This window comes from Phormidium pseudopriestleyi FRX01, from assembly GCF_017313335.1.
Lineage (GTDB): Bacteria > Cyanobacteriota > Cyanobacteriia > Cyanobacteriales > Laspinemataceae > Laspinema > Laspinema pseudopriestleyi.
Genome location: NZ_JAFLQW010000473.1, coordinates 1 through 18,499 on the forward strand (window position 1 = coordinate 1; position 18,499 = coordinate 18,499).

The 18,499-nt window shown below is 46.9% G+C and carries 15 protein-coding genes and 1 pseudogene; 9 read left to right on the forward strand and 7 right to left on the reverse strand.

Features of this window, described 5'->3' with window-relative positions; translation table 11 throughout:
• The 6 genes and pseudogenes from J0895_RS17975 to J0895_RS17995 form a co-directional block, all read right to left on the reverse strand.
• A partial coding sequence (locus J0895_RS17975; RefSeq protein WP_479724809.1) for a calcium-binding protein occupies positions 1-1,151 on the reverse strand: 1,151 nt, incomplete at its 3' end.
• A 12-nt stretch (positions 1,152-1,163) separates the two neighbouring features.
• A pseudogene (locus J0895_RS27030) lies at positions 1,164-1,208 on the reverse strand (hypothetical protein); the annotation flags it as partial.
• Positions 1,205-1,546: a calcium-binding protein gene (locus J0895_RS17980; protein ID WP_207089384.1), complete on the reverse strand. Its 342-nt coding sequence runs from the start codon at positions 1,544-1,546 to the stop codon at positions 1,205-1,207. The gene J0895_RS17980 and the pseudogene J0895_RS27030, both read right to left, overlap by 4 nt.
• A gap of 571 nt (positions 1,547-2,117) precedes the next feature.
• Positions 2,118-2,798 carry a response regulator transcription factor gene (locus J0895_RS17985; RefSeq protein ID WP_207089385.1) on the reverse strand — a complete coding sequence of 227 codons (681 nt, stop codon included), beginning with the start codon at positions 2,796-2,798 and terminating at the stop codon, positions 2,118-2,120.
• The gene (locus tag J0895_RS17990; RefSeq protein WP_207089386.1) at positions 2,795-4,249 is read right to left on the reverse strand and encodes a sensor histidine kinase; all 1,455 of its coding nucleotides are present in this window, start codon (positions 4,247-4,249) and stop codon (positions 2,795-2,797) included. The genes J0895_RS17985 and J0895_RS17990 overlap by 4 nt, the downstream gene beginning before the upstream one ends.
• 34 nt (positions 4,250-4,283) lie before the next feature.
• Positions 4,284-4,895, reverse strand: a complete 612-nt coding sequence (locus tag J0895_RS17995; RefSeq protein ID WP_207089387.1) for a cysteine dioxygenase family protein — start codon at positions 4,893-4,895, stop codon at positions 4,284-4,286.
• A 443-nt stretch (positions 4,896-5,338) separates the two neighbouring features.
• Here J0895_RS17995 and J0895_RS18000 point away from each other — a divergent pair, with 443 nt between their 5' ends.
• The 4 genes from J0895_RS18000 (at position 5,339) to J0895_RS18015 (ending at position 10,889) form a co-directional block, all read left to right on the forward strand.
• The gene (locus tag J0895_RS18000) at positions 5,339-5,911 is read left to right on the forward strand and encodes a TlpA family protein disulfide reductase (RefSeq protein WP_207089388.1); all 573 of its coding nucleotides are present in this window, start codon (positions 5,339-5,341) and stop codon (positions 5,909-5,911) included.
• A gap of 868 nt (positions 5,912-6,779) precedes the next feature.
• Positions 6,780-7,805 (forward strand): sugar transferase, encoded by a 1,026-nt coding sequence (locus tag J0895_RS18005; protein WP_207089389.1) that lies wholly within the window; start codon positions 6,780-6,782, stop codon positions 7,803-7,805.
• A gap of 175 nt (positions 7,806-7,980) precedes the next feature.
• Positions 7,981-8,481, forward strand: a complete 501-nt coding sequence (locus J0895_RS18010) for an ATP-binding protein (protein WP_207089390.1) — start codon at positions 7,981-7,983, stop codon at positions 8,479-8,481.
• Positions 8,481-10,889 carry a SpoIIE family protein phosphatase gene (locus tag J0895_RS18015; protein ID WP_207089391.1) on the forward strand — a complete coding sequence of 803 codons (2,409 nt, stop codon included), beginning with the start codon at positions 8,481-8,483 and terminating at the stop codon, positions 10,887-10,889. Before J0895_RS18010 ends, J0895_RS18015 begins: the two co-directional genes overlap by 1 nt.
• A gap of 161 nt (positions 10,890-11,050) precedes the next feature.
• On the opposite strand, the gene J0895_RS18020 is transcribed toward J0895_RS18015, so the two are convergent.
• Positions 11,051-11,380, reverse strand: coding sequence for an STAS domain-containing protein (locus J0895_RS18020; protein WP_207089392.1), 330 nt, complete (start codon positions 11,378-11,380; stop codon positions 11,051-11,053).
• Positions 11,381-11,718: 338 nt separating this feature from the next.
• Between J0895_RS18020 and J0895_RS18025 the strand changes: the two genes are divergently transcribed.
• The 5 genes from J0895_RS18025 to lysS all read left to right on the forward strand — a co-directional run bounded on the left by J0895_RS18025 (position 11,719) and on the right by lysS (position 18,490).
• Positions 11,719-12,393 (forward strand): response regulator transcription factor, encoded by a 675-nt coding sequence (locus tag J0895_RS18025; protein WP_207089393.1) that lies wholly within the window; start codon positions 11,719-11,721, stop codon positions 12,391-12,393.
• Positions 12,394-12,830: 437 nt separating this feature from the next.
• On the forward strand, positions 12,831-13,871 hold the full coding sequence (locus tag J0895_RS18030; protein ID WP_207089394.1) for a PstS family phosphate ABC transporter substrate-binding protein: 1,041 nt from the start codon (positions 12,831-12,833) through the stop codon (positions 13,869-13,871).
• A 106-nt stretch (positions 13,872-13,977) separates the two neighbouring features.
• Complete coding sequence (pstA, locus tag J0895_RS18035) at positions 13,978-15,906, forward strand: phosphate ABC transporter permease PstA (RefSeq protein ID WP_207089395.1); 1,929 nt, start codon at positions 13,978-13,980, stop codon at positions 15,904-15,906.
• 38 nt (positions 15,907-15,944) lie between these two features.
• On the forward strand, positions 15,945-16,745 hold the full coding sequence (locus tag J0895_RS18040; RefSeq protein ID WP_207089396.1) for a phosphate ABC transporter ATP-binding protein: 801 nt from the start codon (positions 15,945-15,947) through the stop codon (positions 16,743-16,745).
• A gap of 149 nt (positions 16,746-16,894) precedes the next feature.
• The gene (lysS, locus tag J0895_RS18045; protein ID WP_207089397.1) at positions 16,895-18,490 is read left to right on the forward strand and encodes a lysine--tRNA ligase; all 1,596 of its coding nucleotides are present in this window, start codon (positions 16,895-16,897) and stop codon (positions 18,488-18,490) included.
• Positions 18,491-18,499 lie beyond the last annotated feature (9 nt).

Below are 18,499 nucleotides of genomic sequence, written 5' to 3' on the forward strand. Positions count from 1 at the left end.
AACGTCAAGGGGTCCCCTTCGGGATCCGTAAAGGTATCCTCGGGAAGTGCAAAGCTAAATTCTTCTCCCGCTGTGGCATTTTGGTCCGCAAGGGGATTTGTCACCTCTGGCGGCTGATTGGGGTCCGGTTCCGGTTCCGGTGTGGGGTCTGGTTCCGGAGCAGGAATCACAGGGGGTTGTACTAGGGTAGGCTGTGGCGCAAAGACAATCCTGGGCGGTTCCGCTGTGGGGGTCGGATCTTGGGGTATTGGTCCAAAGATAATCCCAGGTGCTCCGGTTTCGATTTGGTCTTGAATTTCCTGGGGCATTGGTTCCTCTTCCACAGGCTCTCCTGCTGGCACCTCTCCCGATCGCAAGTCTTCATCACCGAGGGTCGCCACCGGGGGAACATCACCATCGCAACTAATGTTGAGGACCAGATCCATTGTGAACCGATTCGGGGTCAGAGTCGTGGCGTCGGTGTTATGAACGATCGCCAAATATTCGCCAGTGGTCCGATCTTGGATGATCCCATGGGCGGCATATTCTCCTTCCCCTTGGAAAATATTGAGATTGTCTAAGGTTTGACCTTGGTCTAATCCAATCAGGTTATACCCATTTCCAAAATCAAGGATATGGTCAGCTTCGGCCAAAATTGGACTGCCGGTGGTGACGCCGATCGCAAAAATATCGGCACCGCCTCCCCCAACTAGGGTATCTGACCCTTTATCCCCATAAATCAGGTCATTGCAGTCCGCTCCATAAATCAGGTCCTCCCCTTGACCCCCGCGCATGATATTGGAACCACTGACGCCGACGAGGGTATCATTCCCTTCATTGCCGTGGAGATAGTCGTTTCCATCTCCACCCACGATAAAATCGTGACTCTCGGGGTCTCTGATGTCTGGGTTGCCGGTACCGCCGTAGATGGTGTCATTGCCTTTGTCACCAAAGATGATGTCAGAACCGACATTGCCAATGACCAGATCGTTACCTTGACCGCCATAAATCACATCCATTCCGGTGCCGCCGAAGATGGTGTCATCGCCGACGTTTCCATGCATATAGTTCTGACCAGTGACCTCAAAAAGCAAGTCATTCCCATCCAACAGGACCCGGACCGGATCCGCAGGGCCGCCATAGATCGTATCGTTGCCTAGGTCCCCAAACACGGTATCGTTGCCCAGGTCACCATGTAACCAGTCATCATCTTTACCGCCGTGGATCAGGTCGTCATTTTTTCCCCGTAAATCGTATCGTTTCCTTCATTGCCGTGGAGATAGTCATTTCCGGTATTCCCAAATATTAAGTCTCGGTCGAGTAAGGGTCCCACTGGCACCGGACTGCCGAGACCGCCAAAGATGGTGTCGTTGTCTTCATTCCCTAAAAGGGTGTCATTGCCTTGGTCTCCATATAGCCAATCTTCACCGGGACCGCCATCAATCAGGTCATCGCCTGGACCGCCGCGCACGGTATCATTTCCTTCATTGGCAAGGATATAATCGGCTTCCTCCGACCCGATAATGACTTCACCGAATTCTGGACCAAAAATAATATTGGGAGTCATATTTTTATTTAACTTTTATTCGCAACAGCAGATTTTTGAGCGCATTAAGCCATGGGAAAATCTGCCCTCAACCCTTGTAAATATTAAAAAATTACAAATCACAAAAAATATGGTTATCTTTCTTTGAGGGCATTTGAATTTAATAATGCTTGTCAGACAATGCGCTCTCAGGTTTTCCTGTCTTAATTTTGTCGTTAATTATAGGAAACTGTCGAGTATAAATTTAAAATTCTCTCTGAGGACATAAATAGATTCAAATCCCTATAAAACTTAAGGATGACATTTTTAGAGGTTTTCCAGCATATTAGGAATTCGTTCTGTCATTTGGAGTATTCCTATCGAATCAGTGGGGCATAGAACGCCCTATGTTTCTGGGAAGAATTCTGGAAAATTTAGGAAGTCAAGGACCAGGTCAATCCGGAGAACGGAAATTCCAGACGCAGCAAAATCATGGCGATCGCCCCTGAATCTCATGCATGATGCGCTACATTTGCGATCGCAATTCTGGCTATTTTGATGGCTCTTATAACCCTCTTTCTAAGCCGACTGTACCCCCGACTCGATCCAGAGTTTACACATACTCCCGCAAGACATACCCTACACCGCGTACAGTCTGGACTAGACGCTTAGGATTGTGGACCTCTAGCTTGATCCGTAAAGCGCGAATATAAACTTCAATAATATTGGACTCCCCCATAAAGTCATATCCCCAAACCTGTTCTAAAATCTGGTCTCGGGTGAGGACTTGCCGGGGATGCCGCAGTAGAAACTCTAACAAATCAAATTCTTTTGCTGTTAATTCAATTAAATGACTGCCGCGATACACTTCACGAGTGGGGCGATTTAAACTGAGGTCTTCAAATGCTAAAATATCCGGTTCCTGGGGATGAATTCGGCGCAGACGGGCTTTAATTCGGGCCAGTAATTCTTCGATACTAAAGGGTTTTGTGACATAATCATCGGCCCCAGAATTTAACCCCAAAACCCGATCGCTGATTTCATCTTTAGCTGTCAACATCACAATCGGGACTTGAATGCCGGTGTTGCGAAGGCGTAAACAGAGGTCTAATCCCGAGAGTCCCGGCAGCATCCAATCTAAAATTAACAAATCGGGTTGAGACTCTCGGGCGATTCGGAGTCCATCTAATCCATTCCCGGCAACCGTTACTTGATATCCCTCCAGGGTGAGTTCGTCAGCAATGAACTGAGCGAGTTTCGGGTCATCTTCAACCAGGAGAATGCGATCGGTCATAACTGCGGTTTCCAGATGGGTAAGGCAATGGTAAAAATACTACCTTCTCCGGGTTTCGATCGCAGGGTAATCCGTCCCTCCATGCCTTCAATCAGACTTTTGGCGATCGCCAACCCCAACCCCGTCCCATCTCGCGATCGCGTCATGGATTCATCCACCCGATAAAATCGTTCAAAAATCCGGTGTTGGTGTTGTAGGGGAATACCAATCCCGCGATCGCATACATGAATCATCGTATAGTCTTCATTCTTTTCTAACCGTAAATCCACCGGCTGTTCAGCACCGGAATATTTAATCGCATTATCTACCAAATTAATCAAAACCTGTTGCAGGCGATCGCAATCGGCACAGGCAACCACCTCATCCTCTGTGGTCAATAGGGTAATTTTACGATTGCTGACTTTTTCACTCATTAAAGCCACCTCTGCCACCAAGGTATTCAGAATCACCGGATTGAGTCGAAAGTGCAAATTCCCACTATCTGCCCGCGCTAAATCGAGTAAATCTTGCAACATCCGAATGGTGCGTTCGGTTTCTGCACTCGCTGTTTCTAATGCCTGTTGTTGATAAGGACTTAAATTGGTACTGCGGCGCAACAAACTTTGGAGATACCCTATCACCACAGTTAAGGGAGTCCGTAATTCGTGGGAAACATTCCCCACAAATTGCCGTTGTTGTTCCCATGAACTATTTAAGCGAAATAACATTTCATTGAAGGATTGAGCTAATCCTAAAATTTCATCGGGGGCCTGTTGCAGTTGGAGTTTTGCCCCGCTTAAATCATCGGCAGAAACTGCACTCGCTACTCGACTCATCTGCTCTAAAGGCTGTAGGGCATTACGAATTCGTCGTTGCATTGAGAGGGTTAACATCAAAATCGTGAAAATACTCACCAGAATTAATTGGCTTCTCCCCTCGATTAATTTTCGATGCTCTTGGGTGATATCTTGAGAGAAATAGACCCGACCGACGGGCATCCCTCCAATGGTCAGAGGGCTACCGCATAACACCCAGTAGCGATCGCCAAAATTAATCACTTGAGGTTTGGCAGGCATTTCTACGACTGAAGCCAGATAGGAGAGTTGGGTGGGGGGAATTCGCATCTGAGGAGACTGGGCGATCGGATGACCCTCAAGACTGTTTACCCAGACGAATAATTTCGGGGTGGAAACTTTGGCGATCGTTTGTTCTAAACCAGTTTTGAGTGAAGTATCTTCACTATAAAATGCCACTTGGTCTGGAAAGTGCATGGCAATATAATTCAAGGTTTGCTTATTGGCGGCAATCAGGTTTTGTTCCATGTGCCAACTGGCCCAAAATGCCACACTTCCTAACCCTAGAATCGAGATGCCGACTAATTCTAGGGTTAGGCGAAACTGAAGGGAATCGGTGGAAATTTGCTGCCCGGTTAGCCTGTTGATAGCCGCTCGAATGAGGCGGGAGGGATTCATGAGAGACTGGGGGGTTAGGGAGGAGATTGAAGGCTTAAAAGTTTTTAGCGGTGTCTTGAATCGGGTCAAATTCAAAGCGCTGACTGTAGTCGGTTTCACCATACAAATTAAAACTGATAGTGGGGGAATTTCCGATGGCTTCAATGTGATGAATGGCATCGGGCATTAGGCAGAGGATATCTCCGGGAACGAGTAGGCGATCGCCGACGGATTCGATGCGATCGGGACTCTCGACTGTGGGCGATCGCTCCCAAAAGGTGTTTTTCTCGGTGCCACTAAGCAACGCCACCACTCCCCAACAAGCATGATTATGAATGGGTGATTTCATCCCCGGTGACCAAGCGACTAGCTGCACAGTTAGGGGAAATAAGGGTTCATCATATAACATTAAAACCTCCCACCCGGTTTGGGGGTCCGGTTCAATCGGCAGGATTTCCAGCCAACTGGCATGATTGAGCAATTTACGAACAAGGGGCGAAATTGCGGCGAGTCGGAGGCGATCGTCCGGGATTTTTTCTAAGATATCTTCGAGTTCGGTCAAAAATCGATACAGGCGATAGGGACGGTTTAACGCTTCGGACGGACTGGACATTTCATAACCCTTACCCTGTCGCTCATTCGTGACTAACCAGCTTTGTTTTTGCATCTCAAATTCCCCTGATGTTGAATCCTGGATCGGGGCTGCCAAGGGGTTCCTGTCCAACCCATCCGGCTTGTATTTACTCTATTAGAACGGGCTGACCTTTAGATGAGTCGTTCCTAATGATTAGATTAATTTTTGCTGAAGACTATCGGAAACTGAGTTCCCATCGGGGGCCTGATTCCCCTCATTTCAGCCATATTTCCAGGTTTTAACTGGGCTTCAGGTGTTCCTCATCTCGTACTCATCTGGTGGGAATTAAATGGGGCTAATCTTAACCGGACTTAAGCACGGTAACCCAGAAACCGGGTCAATCCTATCCAGATTTCGGTCAGAAAACTAGAAGTTTTCTCACTATCCCGGGTTTTTGGCGGAAGTCTTACTTAAAAAAGGCGACATTAAGGCTTGAGTTGGGTTTGAAGGATTTTAATTAATTGAGGCAACCTGAAATGAAACTTCAATATTTGTCTACCTTGGCATTAGCGTCAATTTTGAGCCTAGGAATGGCGGCGGGTTGTTCCAACCCCTGTGCAGCGAAAACACCCCCGACAGGCAATACGGCGACAGAAGTTACAACGGATCCCTGTGCAGGAAAAGCCAATCCCTGTGCCGCAAAAGCCGATCCTTGTGCAGGAAAAGCTAATCCTTGTGCTTCTAAATCCCGTTCTGTGGGAGGACCCCTCGCTGCGGAATTACAAGGAAAACCTGTGCTGGTTGATGTGTTTGCTGAATGGTGTTCTGCCTGTAAAAATATTGCGCCTACTTTGGCTGAATTAGAGGAAGACTATCAAGGTAAGGTGCATTTTGTTGTTTTAGATATGACGAATAATGCAACGGTTGCTGAGGCGGAAGCGAAAGCTGAACAGTTAGGACTCAGCCAATTTTTAGCGGAAACTAAAGCCCAAACTGGGACGCTGACGATTATTGATCCGGCTACTGGGACTATTTTGGAACAGCATCGGAATAATCCCGATAAATCTGCCTATACAACGGTACTGGATTCAGCCCTCGCTCAAAATTAAATTCCTAGATAAAATTCGCGGTTTGATTCCCCTTTATTGGGAGTTTTTAGGGATTGCCCTGACTATACCCGAGGCCCTAGGGCCTCGGGTATAGTTTTGGGAAGACAAACCGGGTTACTTGAGAAAAGCTGTAGCAATTAGCAGGCAATCTGAGCGGTAAAACCCGGTTTTTTGTCCTTTGGATTGACTCTGGTACTGGCGTCCTATAGCAGTCCTAAATCAGTTGTGGAATGCCCTCACCCCCAACCCCCTCTCCCAAAGGGGGAGAGGGGAGCTATATATGTCATAAATCATTTAGGATTGCTATAGGCTTGATATTTCAGCGGATTTATGCTATTTAACAACAGAGACAGAGTTCAAGGACCCGATTTGGACAGAAAGAACTCAGAGTCATTCCCTTGAATTTCAGGTGCATCAAGGGGCGGTATCGGCCCCAAGTCAAGGACTCAAATCGGTTGGTTTAATTGATGAATAGGAACAGTCAAGTAGGCCTTTCGGAATCAATGCCTAAAAAATATCCTTGATTTTATCAAAAAAATGGTAAAATTAATAGATTTTTCAAATGTAGAAAATTCTCCTAGGTGAAAAACCAGTGGAGGTATATCTAAAGACTGATTTAGGGGCGATCGCCTACCCAACATCCCCCAGATGTTGCTACTTTAAAAATAAACATTAAGCTGTGATTGAGATGATCGTAGAGAATCCCATTAAATCTCTAGGGACAAAACAAAATCAATATTCCTGGGAACTGAACATCCCAATTCACACACCGACGTCCTAACACCGAACACCTAGGGATTCCCAAAACCAAAACATCTTGTCAAAAAATAAAAAATTGAGCTGATTGCAACGAAGGGTTATATTTTCTATGGTTAGCCAAACTCCTGAAGCAGATTTTCAAGTTTCATTGAGTAACGATCAAGCAGTGGTGCATCTACCTCCGCGTTTAAGCGTAATCGAGGCGGTATTTTTTAAACAAACCTGTCATGAACTCTGTGAAGGGACCCCCCCGCCGGAACATATTATTCTGGATTTTAGTAAGACCACGTTTATAGACAGTAGTGGAGTCGGTGCTTTAGTCCGAGTGCTGAAGACGACTCAGACAGCCTCCATTGATTTAAGTTTGCGGAACGTACAATCCCAAGTGATGTCGGTCCTGTCCCTAACTGCGTTAGACCAAGAGTTGACCTTTGAGGGCGATTCTGGATCGATGACGGGGAGCAATCAGGAACTCGCCTCAAAAGCCAACTGGAAAGGGGACAAGAATGCCGAACTGCCGACAACCCATCCCTCGGTACGGTCCTCGGTGAAGCGATTGATTGATATTATCGGTGCATTGGTGGGGTTAGGAATTACGGGAGTCGCGTTTATTCCCCTGGCGATCGCCATCAAGATGGATAGTCCTGGACCGATTTTCTTTAGTCAAATCCGGTGTGGTTGGATGGGAAAAAGATTTCTGATTTGGAAATTCCGCTCGATGTGCGAAAATGCAGAAGCGCTCAAGTCCCAAGTGGAAAATCAAGTCGAAGGCCCGCTTTTTAAAAGTGAAAGAGACTCCCGGGTGACCCGTATCGGTCAGTTTATGCGCCGAACGAGTTTAGACGAGTTGCCGCAGTTTTGGAACGTCCTGAAAGGAGAGATGAGTCTGGTGGGAACGCGGCCTCCCCTACCGGATGAGGTCGATCACTATGAAGTCCCGGAATGGCAACGCCTGGATGTTAAACCGGGGATGACGGGAGAATGGCAAGTGCATGGGCGATCGTCCATTCGCACCTTTGAGGATGTGATTCGCTTAGATCTCGAATACCAAAAAAAATGGAGCCTGCTTTATGACCTAAAACTGATTTTAAAAACAATCGGGCTCGTGTTTAACAAAAATAGTGGTGCTTACTAGGTCGTTAAAGGGAGTTGTAGGATAAAGAAAGAAGGAATCTTTTGACGTCTGGGCCTTCTACTTTCATACCGAATCATTCTGGCGATGGCCAGAAGCGATAAACCCTTGATCCCACTTTCACCCCTTGGGTATGGAAGCCACCGCCCAGACGTAAACATTCTTCATCATATAGAAGATGGTGTTACAAAATTTCGGCAGCTGGTGGAAGGGACTCGCTTCCCAGCTAGGAAAACGACAGGCCAAAGAGGAGCGACCGTTGAAGCGATCGCGGCTGCAAGTCAAAAGCGATCTCTATGCCTTGGCACAAGTGTTGCAATGGTTAGAAGATGAAATCTACTCCCTACTTCCGCGCGATCGCTGGTGGCAGTATCAAACTGCCTTAGCAGAAGGCTTCACCAATGCCGTGCGTCACGCTCACCATGACTTGCCGCCTACAACTGAGATCGAAATTGAAGTCACCGTTTTTCCAAGCTATGTGGAGATCAAAATCTGGGATTACGGCCCCCCCTTCGATTTAGAAGCCAAGCTCAAGTCCCGCTACGAAAACCCAAATGGCAATCCATTGGATGAAGGAGGCCGAGGCTTAATCTTCATGCATCAATTAACCAATGAACTGCTGTACACCCGAATCGGAGACAATCGCAACTGTCTGATCATGCGAAAAAATTTCCGTTGATGAGCAAACTCATTTCCCCGTCGCATCTGCTATTCTCTTCACTCAAGACAGGCGTTCGGAACCTCTTGCGAACTTTAGCTGCCGATCGCATTACGCCCATGATTGTACCCGGACCCGATGATGAGACCAAAAGCCTCGAAGCCCTAAGCCGGTATCAAACCCTCGATGCCGCTACTCAAACTGCTTTACAGGAACTCACCGCCCTGATTCCCCAGCTTTTTCAGATGCCGATCGCCGCGATCGCCCTCGGCATCCCAGGTAACTGTGCTGTAAAATCCCAGATTGGGGCCACCCCGGATGAACTTGACCTCGCCTGTGCCTGGTCTACTTATCCCCTCAAACAAAGACGGCTGGTGGTTCTCAACTCCCTGAACCAACCCGGAGAATTACTCCCGGACAATGGCCGGGATGATCCCCAAGGCACTCTCTGCTTTTACGCCGGTGTTCCCCTCATCTCTTCCGAGGGTGACCCCATCGGCATCTTATTCATCATGGACCGCGTACCGCAACACTTCAGCGCGACCCAAAAGCAAACCCTGCAAATCCTGGCAACTCAGGCGATCGCTGCGATCGAACGTCCCCGCATCCAACCCCCTGCACCAGATCAACCCCACCTCCTAGATTTTCTCAACCACACTCATGACGCCATCCAAACCCTGCGTCTGAGTGACCAACGGCTGCTTTATGTCAACCCAGTTTGGCTCAAAACCCTCGGCTATACCCTCGAAGAAATCCCTTCCATGTATTGGTGGGACATTCTCGACTCCGGCTCATTTGACAACGCCTCGACTATCCTCGAAAAACTCCGCCTCGGGGAATCCCTCACCGGCGTCAGCCTAATTTTACTCACCAAAACCGGCGATCGCGTCTGGGTGTCAGCCAACTTCTCCTCTTTATGGGAACGCAATCAACCGGACCATGCGATCGCCCTATTGCGCAACGTCACCCCAGAACAACAAGCCCGCCTCAAATACGAACAACTCTTTGAAAATACCGCCCTGGGACTCTTTCAACTCACCCTAGAGGGCCATTACTGCCAAATCAACTCCGCCCTCGCCAAAATGTATTGCTATGACTCCCCCACCCAATTCTTCTCTCGGGTGGAACATCCACGCCAACTTTACCTCCAACCCCAGGAGTGGGAGGAGTGCCTGCATCTGTTAGAAACCCAGGGTCACCTGGTTCATGAGGTGGAAGTCAAACGCTTCGATGGCTCCACAATCTGGATTTCTGAAAATATCCAACCCTTAATTGATCTTAAAGGTCGCACCATTGGCTATGAAGGGTTTGTCCAAGATGTCACCCCCAACAAGCAAGCTGAAGCCACAGTCCAACTGGCCCGGGATCAACTCCAAGCGGTCTTGGATGCCGTTCCCGGTACTGTTTCTCTAATTAGCGCCGATTTTCACTATTTAGGTGTTAATCGCCATTTAGCCGCCACTTACAACTTACCCCTGGCTCAATTTATCGGGCGCGAAGTCGGGTTTCGGCAATCGGCTTTCGGACAATTTGTCCGCGATTTCTTTGCTACCCAATCCCGCGAAGCCTCGATTGAAATTGATTCCGAGGTCAATGGTGCATTCCGCAGCGATTTGGTGATTGCCAAGAAGTGGTTGGAGGACCAAGCTGCGGTTTTTGTGGGGATTGATATTACGGAACGCAAACGGGCGGAGGCGGCCCTGAAAGCGGAACTGGCGGAGGCGGCAGAATATGTGCGATCGCTCCTACCCCTACCCTTGAGCGAACCTGTCCCCATCGATTCCCGGTTTATTCCCTCTCAACAGTTGGGGGGAGATTGTTTTGATTATTATTGGCTCGATGATGATCATTTAGCCATTTATTTGCTCGATGTCTCCGGACATGGGTCTCGGGCGGCCCTACTCTCGGTTTCGGTCTTAAATTTATTGCGCGCTCGTTTTCTTCCCGGTACCGACTTTTATCAACCCTATCAGGTGCTGACGGCCCTCAATCATGCGATTAAGATGGAACGTCAGCGGAATATGTATTTTACAATCTGGTATGGGGTCTATAATCAGGTGCAGCACCAGCTAGTTTATTCCTGTGCTGGGCATCCTCCAGCAATTTTGCTCTCCAAAGACGGTCCAGTACAAAAACTCAGAACGGAAACCTCAGTCCCGATTGGAATGTTTCCCAATATTAAATATGAAAATGCTGTTTGCCAGATTGAGGCAGAGAGTTCGCTTTATATTTTTAGCGATGGCATTTATGAGATTAACGAACCGGATGGGTCGATGTGGAGTCTCGATAACTTTATCGATTTACTCGATCAATGTAGACAAAGTAACTCATTTAATCTGGAGCAAGTGTTAGGGTTAGTCCGCCAAGTTTCTCAGGAAGATATGTTTCATGATGATGTCTCTTTGTTGCAAGTGAAGTTTGATTTTTAGCCGTTTAGCTCCGGCAATCCCCATCCGCAAGGGAGCCACCTCCGTTCCCCTCTTGATTGAATCCGCGTGGTTCTAAAAAACTGAGAGAATCTCCTGATGTTAGGAATGTCACGACGGAAGACAGAGGCGATCGCCTTGCTCTGATGACTGGGGTACTAGGCTCAATCCGGTTTAGAAAGGACGTGTTTTTCAAATTCCTCTCGGTTGGGAAAAACTTTCATGATTTTATCCAATCCAGCAAGTTCTAGTAGCATTTTGACTTGCGTATTGATGGAACACAAAAATAGCTTCCCTCCGGCAGCTTGAACGGTTTTAATCGCCGCAACAATTGCTCCTAAACCGGAACTGTCCATGAAACTGACATCTTGAAAATCAATGAGTACAATTTCAGCTCCTTCGGCCAGGTAATTGCTAATTTCTCGCTCAAATTGACCCACCTTAGTCCGATCTAAAAGGCCAACGGGTTGGACCACTTTAACCACTGGACTCATCCTTAATTAACCCCTACTTGATTTGACAGGTGCCACGGGCTAGACTTGATTTTTTAATCAAATGACTGGCCTAGAGACGATGGTCTGGTGACATTGACATGATTTTTATCTTACCCTGGGTGGGTGTTATTGCAGTTTAGCTCATCTGGGGATTTCGCATGAGGGCTTGTTTACCAACCCAATTGAATAGATGAGACTAGGGTCTATAATATACGCAATTGTTCACTCAGGATTGAGGAATAGGGAAGGGGTCGATCTGGCCCGCGATCGCCTTGAGGAGACACAGACCCTCAAAACCCCCTAAAATTTAAAGTCTAAAATCCAATAGGCGATAATCCATGACGGCGAATATCCTTGTGGTTGAAGATGAAGTCAAACTCGCTCAATTTATCGAACTAGAACTCAAATATGAAGGCTACCAGGCGATTGTGGTTCGAGATGGGGTCGCCGGATTGACAGCCATCCAAGAGTCCACTCCCGATCTGGTCCTTCTGGATGGGATGCTGCCGGGACTCTCAGGGTTGGAAGTCTGCCGTCGTTTGCGAACCAGTGGGAATATGGTGCCAGTGATTGTCTTAACGGCGCGGGATGAAGTGAGCGATCGCGCGGCAGGATTGGATGCGGGTGCAGATGATTACCTGGTGAAACCCTTTACTTCTGAGGACTTGATTTCCCGAGTGAAGGCCCATCTGCGAAGTCCCATCGAAGTGGATCCGGATTTGTTACCCTTTGCTGACTTGAGCTTGAACCGACGCACCCGGGAAGTCCGCCGGGGCGATCGCACCATTGATCTGACGGCGAAAGAGTTTGACTTACTCGAATATCTGATTTCCCATCCCCGACAAGTGGTCAAGCGTGAACAAATTCTGGAAAACGTCTGGGGTTACGATTTTATGGGGGATTCCAATATTATTGAGGTCTACATTCGTTACCTCCGTCTCAAGCTAGAAGCGCAGGGGGAAAAACGGCTGATTCAGACAGTGCGTGGGGTCGGTTACGTTCTAAGGGATTAAATTCTACCCCAGTTTACTCAGTGGGTAAACTACCCAACACAGGTGCAACGATTCAGTTGCACTTTTTTAATGCAATTTTTATCCCGGGGGATAAGCTAGAACCGATCAAAGGGCGATCGCAAACCGTTCCAGATTCCGGGTTAATCGTTCCCCTGTTTTTCCTCCATCAATTTAAAAAATCATGTTTTTCATCTCTTTACCTCTTCTTTACCGAAGGTTTCCACAATTTTAACTCAAAAAAACTGTCAAGAAAGATAATTTATATTACAATTTTATGAACTATCAAACTATTCAAAAAACCGGGCTAAATTATTCAACCGAAATCCGCTCTTTGCTGAGTGAATCAATCCGGCAAAATCTCCAACTTGAAATCAGAACCTAAATCAGGATAAATTGAGCCTTTTGTTCCAGGATAAACCCTTAAAACAGGACCCTATATGATGCATCAATTCACAGGTAAATGTCCGGTGAAATGGGCAACGCTGACCCTCCTGATTGCCCTTGCCCTCACCGCTTGTCGAGGCACCGGAACATCAGCCCAAAATCGGGGAGCACGAGGTGAAATTAATAACCTGAGTATCGATGGTTCTAGCACAGTTTTTCCGATATCTGAGGCGATGGCAGAAGAATTTATGAAAACCCATCCGGGGGTGAGAGTTACCATCGGTATTTCCGGGTCTGGCGGGGGGTTTAAGAAATTTTGCCAGGGAGAAACAGATATTTCCAATGCATCTCGGGCCATCGATATGACGGAACGAGAATTGTGCGAAAAACATGGCATTGAATACATCGAACTTCCCATTGCATTAGATGGTATTTCGGTGGTTATCAATCCTGAAAATGACTTTGTTAAATGTCTGACGTTAGAAGAACTTAAGCGAATGTGGGAACCAGCAGCGGAAGGAAAAATTGTCAACTGGAACCAAATCCGTTCAACCTTTCCTAATCGCCCTCTGCGGTTGTTTGGTCCGGGCACGGATTCAGGGACTCACGACTATTTTACCGCTGCTTTGGTGGGGCAAGAACAACAAAGTCGCGGGGATTATACCGCCAGCGAAGATGATAATATAATCGTGCAAGGAGTCGCTGCCGATGCCGATGGTCTCGGGTTTTTTGGCTATGCTTACTATCAGGAAAATCAAAATAAGTTAAAATTAGTGGAAATTGATTCCGGCCAAGGTTGTATTGCCCCGGGTCCCGAGACGATTGCTAATAATAGCTATCAACCTTTTTCTCGTCCAGAATTTATCTATATTAAAAAATCCGAGGCAGATCGCCCGGATGTGAAAGCTTTTGTGGAATTTCATCTGAATCCAGAATATCAATATTTAATCTCGGAAGTGGGGTATGTTCCCCTTCCTGAATCGGTGATGACGGTGGTTAGAAACCGCTATCAACAGGGGAAGGTTGGGTCAGTTTTTAAGTCTGGTTCAACCGTAGATATCAATCTGCATGATGCCCTGAATCTGGAAAATTAAAGAAAATTCAGCTAAAATTAACTCCAATCGATAGGGGGTCAACCCGGTGGGATGTCCTCAACTGTCTGGCGATCGCATTTTAATCCGATAATGTATCAGGTATGTTATGGAGTTTCATTCCTTACCACCGCAACTCCCAGATGGAGAGTCTTGGCAACGAAATCTACACCGACTCACTGGGATAGAACGGGGTTTACAGATTATTCTCGCGATGATAGCGGGGATTCCGATTTCGATTTTTGTGGCGATCGCATCGGTATTTCTCTATGAAACAGTATTATTTTTTCAAACGGTTCCCCTCTGGAATTTTCTCAGCGATACCCAGTGGACGCCGTTATTTCCGAGTAAAAATTTCGGCATTTTAGTCCTAGCCAGTGCTACACTGATGGTGACGGGAATTGCCAGTTTGTTTGCCATCCCCATCGGATTATTAATCGCGATTTATTTAGCGGAATATGCCAGCGATCGCCTGCGATTGATGGTTAAACCCCTTTTGGAAGCCTTATCAGGAATTCCGACGGTGGTTTATGGTTATTTTGCCCTGTTAGTCGTGACTCCAATTTTGCAGCAGTTGATTCCTGGACTGGCGAGATTTAATGCCTTAAGTGCAGGGTTAGTCACGGGAGTGGCGATCGTCCCAATTATTTCTTCCCTGAGTGAAGATGCGATTAAAAGCGTTCCCCATTCCCTGAGAGAAGCCGGTTATACCTTGGGATTAACCAAGCAAGAAGTATTAACTAAAATTGTTTTGCCGATGGCTTTTCCGGGTATTATCGCCTCATTTATGTTAGCCGCTTCTCGGGCTTTGGGCGAAACCATGATTTCGGCGATCGCAGCAGGGCAAAATCCTCAATTGACCCTCAATCCCCTGATTCCAGTTGCCACGATGACCGCCTTTATTATTCAGGTGAGTTTGGGAACCGTCGCCTTTAATTCCTTAGCCTTTCAAACCATTTTCACCGTGGGGATGGTGTTATTTTTGATTACCCTAGGATTGAATAGCTTTGGGTATTGGCTGGTTCGTCGGCATCAAACGGCGATGACTGAGGCGATCGTCCCGACCATTTCCTCTAATGAACTGTCTCATTTTGACCCCATCTACGATGAAGAATTTCCCCTGACTAACCCTAGATTTGGGAGAGTACAAACCCGGTCAATTGCCGAGTTTAAAACGCCTTTGGTTCGCCGCCAGGGGTTGGACCGCTGTTTTAGTTTAGTCAGTGCGATCGCCATCCCCATTGCCCTCAGTATCCTTGCCCTCTTACTCTTCGATGCTTCTCGGCGGGGTTTGCCTCATCTAACCTGGCAATTTATCACCAGCTTCCCCTCCCGCAACCCCCAAGAAGCCGGAATTTATCCCGCCCTCATGGGTAGCTTGTGGCTATTAGGATTAACCGGATTATTTGCCTTGCCCATTGGCATTGGAACCGCCATTTACCTTGAAGAATATTGCGCCAATACCGCCCTGAATCGGTTCTTAGAAATTAATATTGCTAACCTAGCTGCTGTCCCCTCAATTCTTTATGGATTATTAGGGCTAGAATTATTTGTGCGCCTCCTCGCCCCAATGACAGGAGGGCCAAGTTTACTCTCTGCCGCCCTCACCCTAACCGTGATTATTTTACCCATGTTTATTGTCACCACTCGGTCTGCTTTACGGGGTATTCCTGACGGTTTACACCAAGCAGGTTATGCTATAGGGATGACTCGTGCTCAGGTGTTGTGGCATATCGTGTTACCGGCAGCATTTCCCGCCACCTTAACCGGCGCACTTTTAGCCTTAGCCCGGGCGATCGGAGAAACCGCCCCGTTAATTGCCGTAGGGGCATTATCCTTTGTCTCCTTTGCACCCCCGTTGTCCTGGGAGGGAGTGTATAGCCGATTTACCGCCTTACCCTTTCAAATTTTTAACTGGATTTTACGGCCCCAAGCCGCCTTTCATGACAATGCTGCTGCCGCTATTTTAGTATTAGTCGGTATTTTATTAATCCTTAATATTTTCGGTATTTTTATTCGAGAAAAATGCAAAAGTTAATCCCATCCTTTCTCTATCCTAATTCTAGTTAAAACACCATGAATTTGACTTTAGACTATTCTAATCCCAATCAATCGGCCATTCTGAAAACTTCAGATTTGTCAGTTTTTTTTAACAAAACGCAAATCTTAGGCAACATTAATCTAAAAATTTATGTTCATAAAATAACGGCCATTATCGGACCATCGGGCTGTGGAAAAACAACCTTAATTCGATGCTTTAATCGCCTAAACGAACTCTCCAATCAGTTTAAAAGAGTCGGCCAGATTTACATAGGCGATCGCGAAATTTCTCAGGTAAACCCCGTAGAAATTCGCAGGCAAGTCGGGATGGTCTTTCAAAAACCGAATCCCTTCCCCAAATCAATTTATGACAACATCGCCCTCGGCTTACGAGTTAATGGGTATCAGGGGGATATTGATGAATGTGTAGAGTATTCTCTCCGTCAAGTTTTCTTATGGGATGAAGTCAAAAACAACCTCTATCGTAGTGCCTTAACCTTATCTGGAGGGCAACAACAACGCTTGTGCATCGCCCGTACCTTAGCCCTGAAACCGGATATAATTTTGATGGATGAACCCTGTTCCGCCCTCGACCCCATTTCCACCGCCCGCATTGACGAACTGCTGTATGAACTGAAGCATAACTATACGATTGTTATCGTCACCCATAATATGCAGCAAGCCTCCCGAATCTCCGATTTGACTGCTTTTTTTAATATTAAAACGACCGAAACTGGGGAAAAAATCGGCTATTTATCGGAATATGATAAAACTGAAGTAATTTTCCATCATCCCCAACAGCAGGCGACTCAGGAGTACGTCAGTAGGCGTTTTTAGTCTAGGGGTCACCTCACCCCTTTCCTTGGAGTAAAAATCCCGATTTACCGCCGGCTGTTTCACCCTGACAACCAAACCGCCCAAAAATTTTCTTTTCCTAGAGTGCATTCATGCTAGACTGGAAAGGTTTTCATATTGTAATTTGAGCTATGTTTTGGGCTGACAAAATTGCGGAAAGTGCACAAGGCGAACAAATCGTTAATGATTCAAAAACCCCTTCGGGTCGAGTTCATGTGGGGTCCTTGCGGGGTGTGATCATCCATGATGTCATTTATCGCGCCTTGAAACACGCCGGTAAGCCCGTTAAATTTATGTATGGCGTTGATGATTATGACGCCCTTGATACGGTTCCCGGCTATCTCGATCGCGAAAAATTTACCCCCTATTTGGGTTACCCCTTGTGTAACGTCCCCTCTCCTGATGACAAGGCGACAGATTACGCCAAATACTTCATGGGAGAATTCCTAGAAGTCTTTGATTACTTAGGGGTTAAACCGGAGATTTATTACCTGCGAGACTTTTATCGAACCGGACAACTCAACCCCTATATCGATACCTTCTTACAAAATTCCCATCTAGTTCGGGAAGCCTATAAAGAAGTCAGTAAAGCCGATCGCCCGAGTAACTGGTATCCCTTCCAAGTCATCTGCGAAAACTGCGGAAAAATTGCCACCACTGTTGTCACCGACTACAACGGCAAAGAAGTCTTTTACACCTGCGAACCCAACGCCACCAACTATGTCAATGGATGCGGACATTCCGGCTGGATTTCCCCCTTTGACGGCAACGGTAAACTCCCCTGGAAAGTCGAATGGGTTGCCAAATGGCAACTGGTGGGAGTTACCATCGAACTCGCTGGAAAAGACCATTCCCAAAAAGGGGGTTCTCGCGATGTCGCCAACGCGATTTGTCGCAAAGTCCTCCAAAAACAACCCCCATTCCATTCCCCCTACGAGTTTATTTTAGTGAATGGAACCAAAATGAGTTCCTCCAAAGGAGTCGGTTCGGCAGCGAAAGAAATCGCCGAATTGTTGCCACCGGAACTGCTGCGCTTTTTGATGCTGCGAACCCAACCCAAATCGGTGATTAATTTCGCCCCCAATTATGAAACCACCACCCGATTGTTCCGGGATTACGACACTTTAATCGAGAAATATCAAGGGGTTACCCCGGAAAGCGGCGAGGACCCAAAACAGGATAAAGAACTACAACCCCTGTTTTATTCTCAACTCACCGATGAAGTCAAAACCTATCAACCCTTTGATTTCAGTACCTTAATTTCCCTGCTGCAAGTGCCTCATTTGGATATTAAGGAAGAAATTCAAAAACGCTGCGAACAACCGTTAACCGATGCGGATTGGGAGGTTCTCCATCAGCGAATTGAGTCAGCACAAAAGTGGCTAGATGATTATGCTGACGAAGAAGAAAAACTGGTGCTTTATTTTGACGAAATCCCCGAACAAGTCCAAGAGTTGACTGAGGAACAGGTAACTTATTTGGGTGAGTTAGCCAAGAATTTAGAAGCGGCAGACAGTTGGGATGGCGAAACCTTACAAACGATTATTTTCTCGACGAGTAAAGGTTTGGAGATGAAACCAGGTAATGCGTTTCCGGCGGTTTATTTGACCTTCATGGGTAAATCTAAAGGTCCAAAAGCGGGGAATTTACTCTCCTATTTAGATAAATCGTTTGTCTTGGAAAGAATTCGCGGGGCTGTTGCATTGAAACAAGGGGCAGCAGTGTAGTTGCGAGAT

Excerpts from the sequence above, each read along its gene's own strand:
- J0895_RS17980 (WP_207089384.1), bottom strand. The coding sequence starts at position 1,546 with ATGACTCCCAATATTATTTTTGGTCCAGAATTCGGTGAAGTCATTATC.
- J0895_RS17985 (WP_207089385.1), bottom strand. The coding sequence starts at position 2,798 with ATGACCGATCGCATTCTCCTGGTTGAAGATGACCCGAAACTCGCTCAG.
- J0895_RS17990 (WP_207089386.1), bottom strand. The coding sequence starts at position 4,249 with ATGAATCCCTCCCGCCTCATTCGAGCGGCTATCAACAGGCTAACCGGG.
- J0895_RS17995 (WP_207089387.1), bottom strand. The coding sequence starts at position 4,895 with ATGCAAAAACAAAGCTGGTTAGTCACGAATGAGCGACAGGGTAAGGGT.
- J0895_RS18000 (WP_207089388.1), top strand. The coding sequence starts at position 5,339 with ATGAAACTTCAATATTTGTCTACCTTGGCATTAGCGTCAATTTTGAGC.
- J0895_RS18005 (WP_207089389.1), top strand. The coding sequence starts at position 6,780 with ATGGTTAGCCAAACTCCTGAAGCAGATTTTCAAGTTTCATTGAGTAAC.
- J0895_RS18010 (WP_207089390.1), top strand. The coding sequence starts at position 7,981 with ATGGTGTTACAAAATTTCGGCAGCTGGTGGAAGGGACTCGCTTCCCAG.
- J0895_RS18015 (WP_207089391.1), top strand. The coding sequence starts at position 8,481 with ATGAGCAAACTCATTTCCCCGTCGCATCTGCTATTCTCTTCACTCAAG.
- J0895_RS18020 (WP_207089392.1), bottom strand. The coding sequence starts at position 11,380 with ATGAGTCCAGTGGTTAAAGTGGTCCAACCCGTTGGCCTTTTAGATCGG.
- J0895_RS18025 (WP_207089393.1), top strand. The coding sequence starts at position 11,719 with ATGACGGCGAATATCCTTGTGGTTGAAGATGAAGTCAAACTCGCTCAA.
- J0895_RS18030 (WP_207089394.1), top strand. The coding sequence starts at position 12,831 with ATGATGCATCAATTCACAGGTAAATGTCCGGTGAAATGGGCAACGCTG.
- pstA (WP_207089395.1), top strand. The coding sequence starts at position 13,978 with ATGGAGTTTCATTCCTTACCACCGCAACTCCCAGATGGAGAGTCTTGG.
- J0895_RS18040 (WP_207089396.1), top strand. The coding sequence starts at position 15,945 with ATGAATTTGACTTTAGACTATTCTAATCCCAATCAATCGGCCATTCTG.
- lysS (WP_207089397.1), top strand. The coding sequence starts at position 16,895 with ATGTTTTGGGCTGACAAAATTGCGGAAAGTGCACAAGGCGAACAAATC.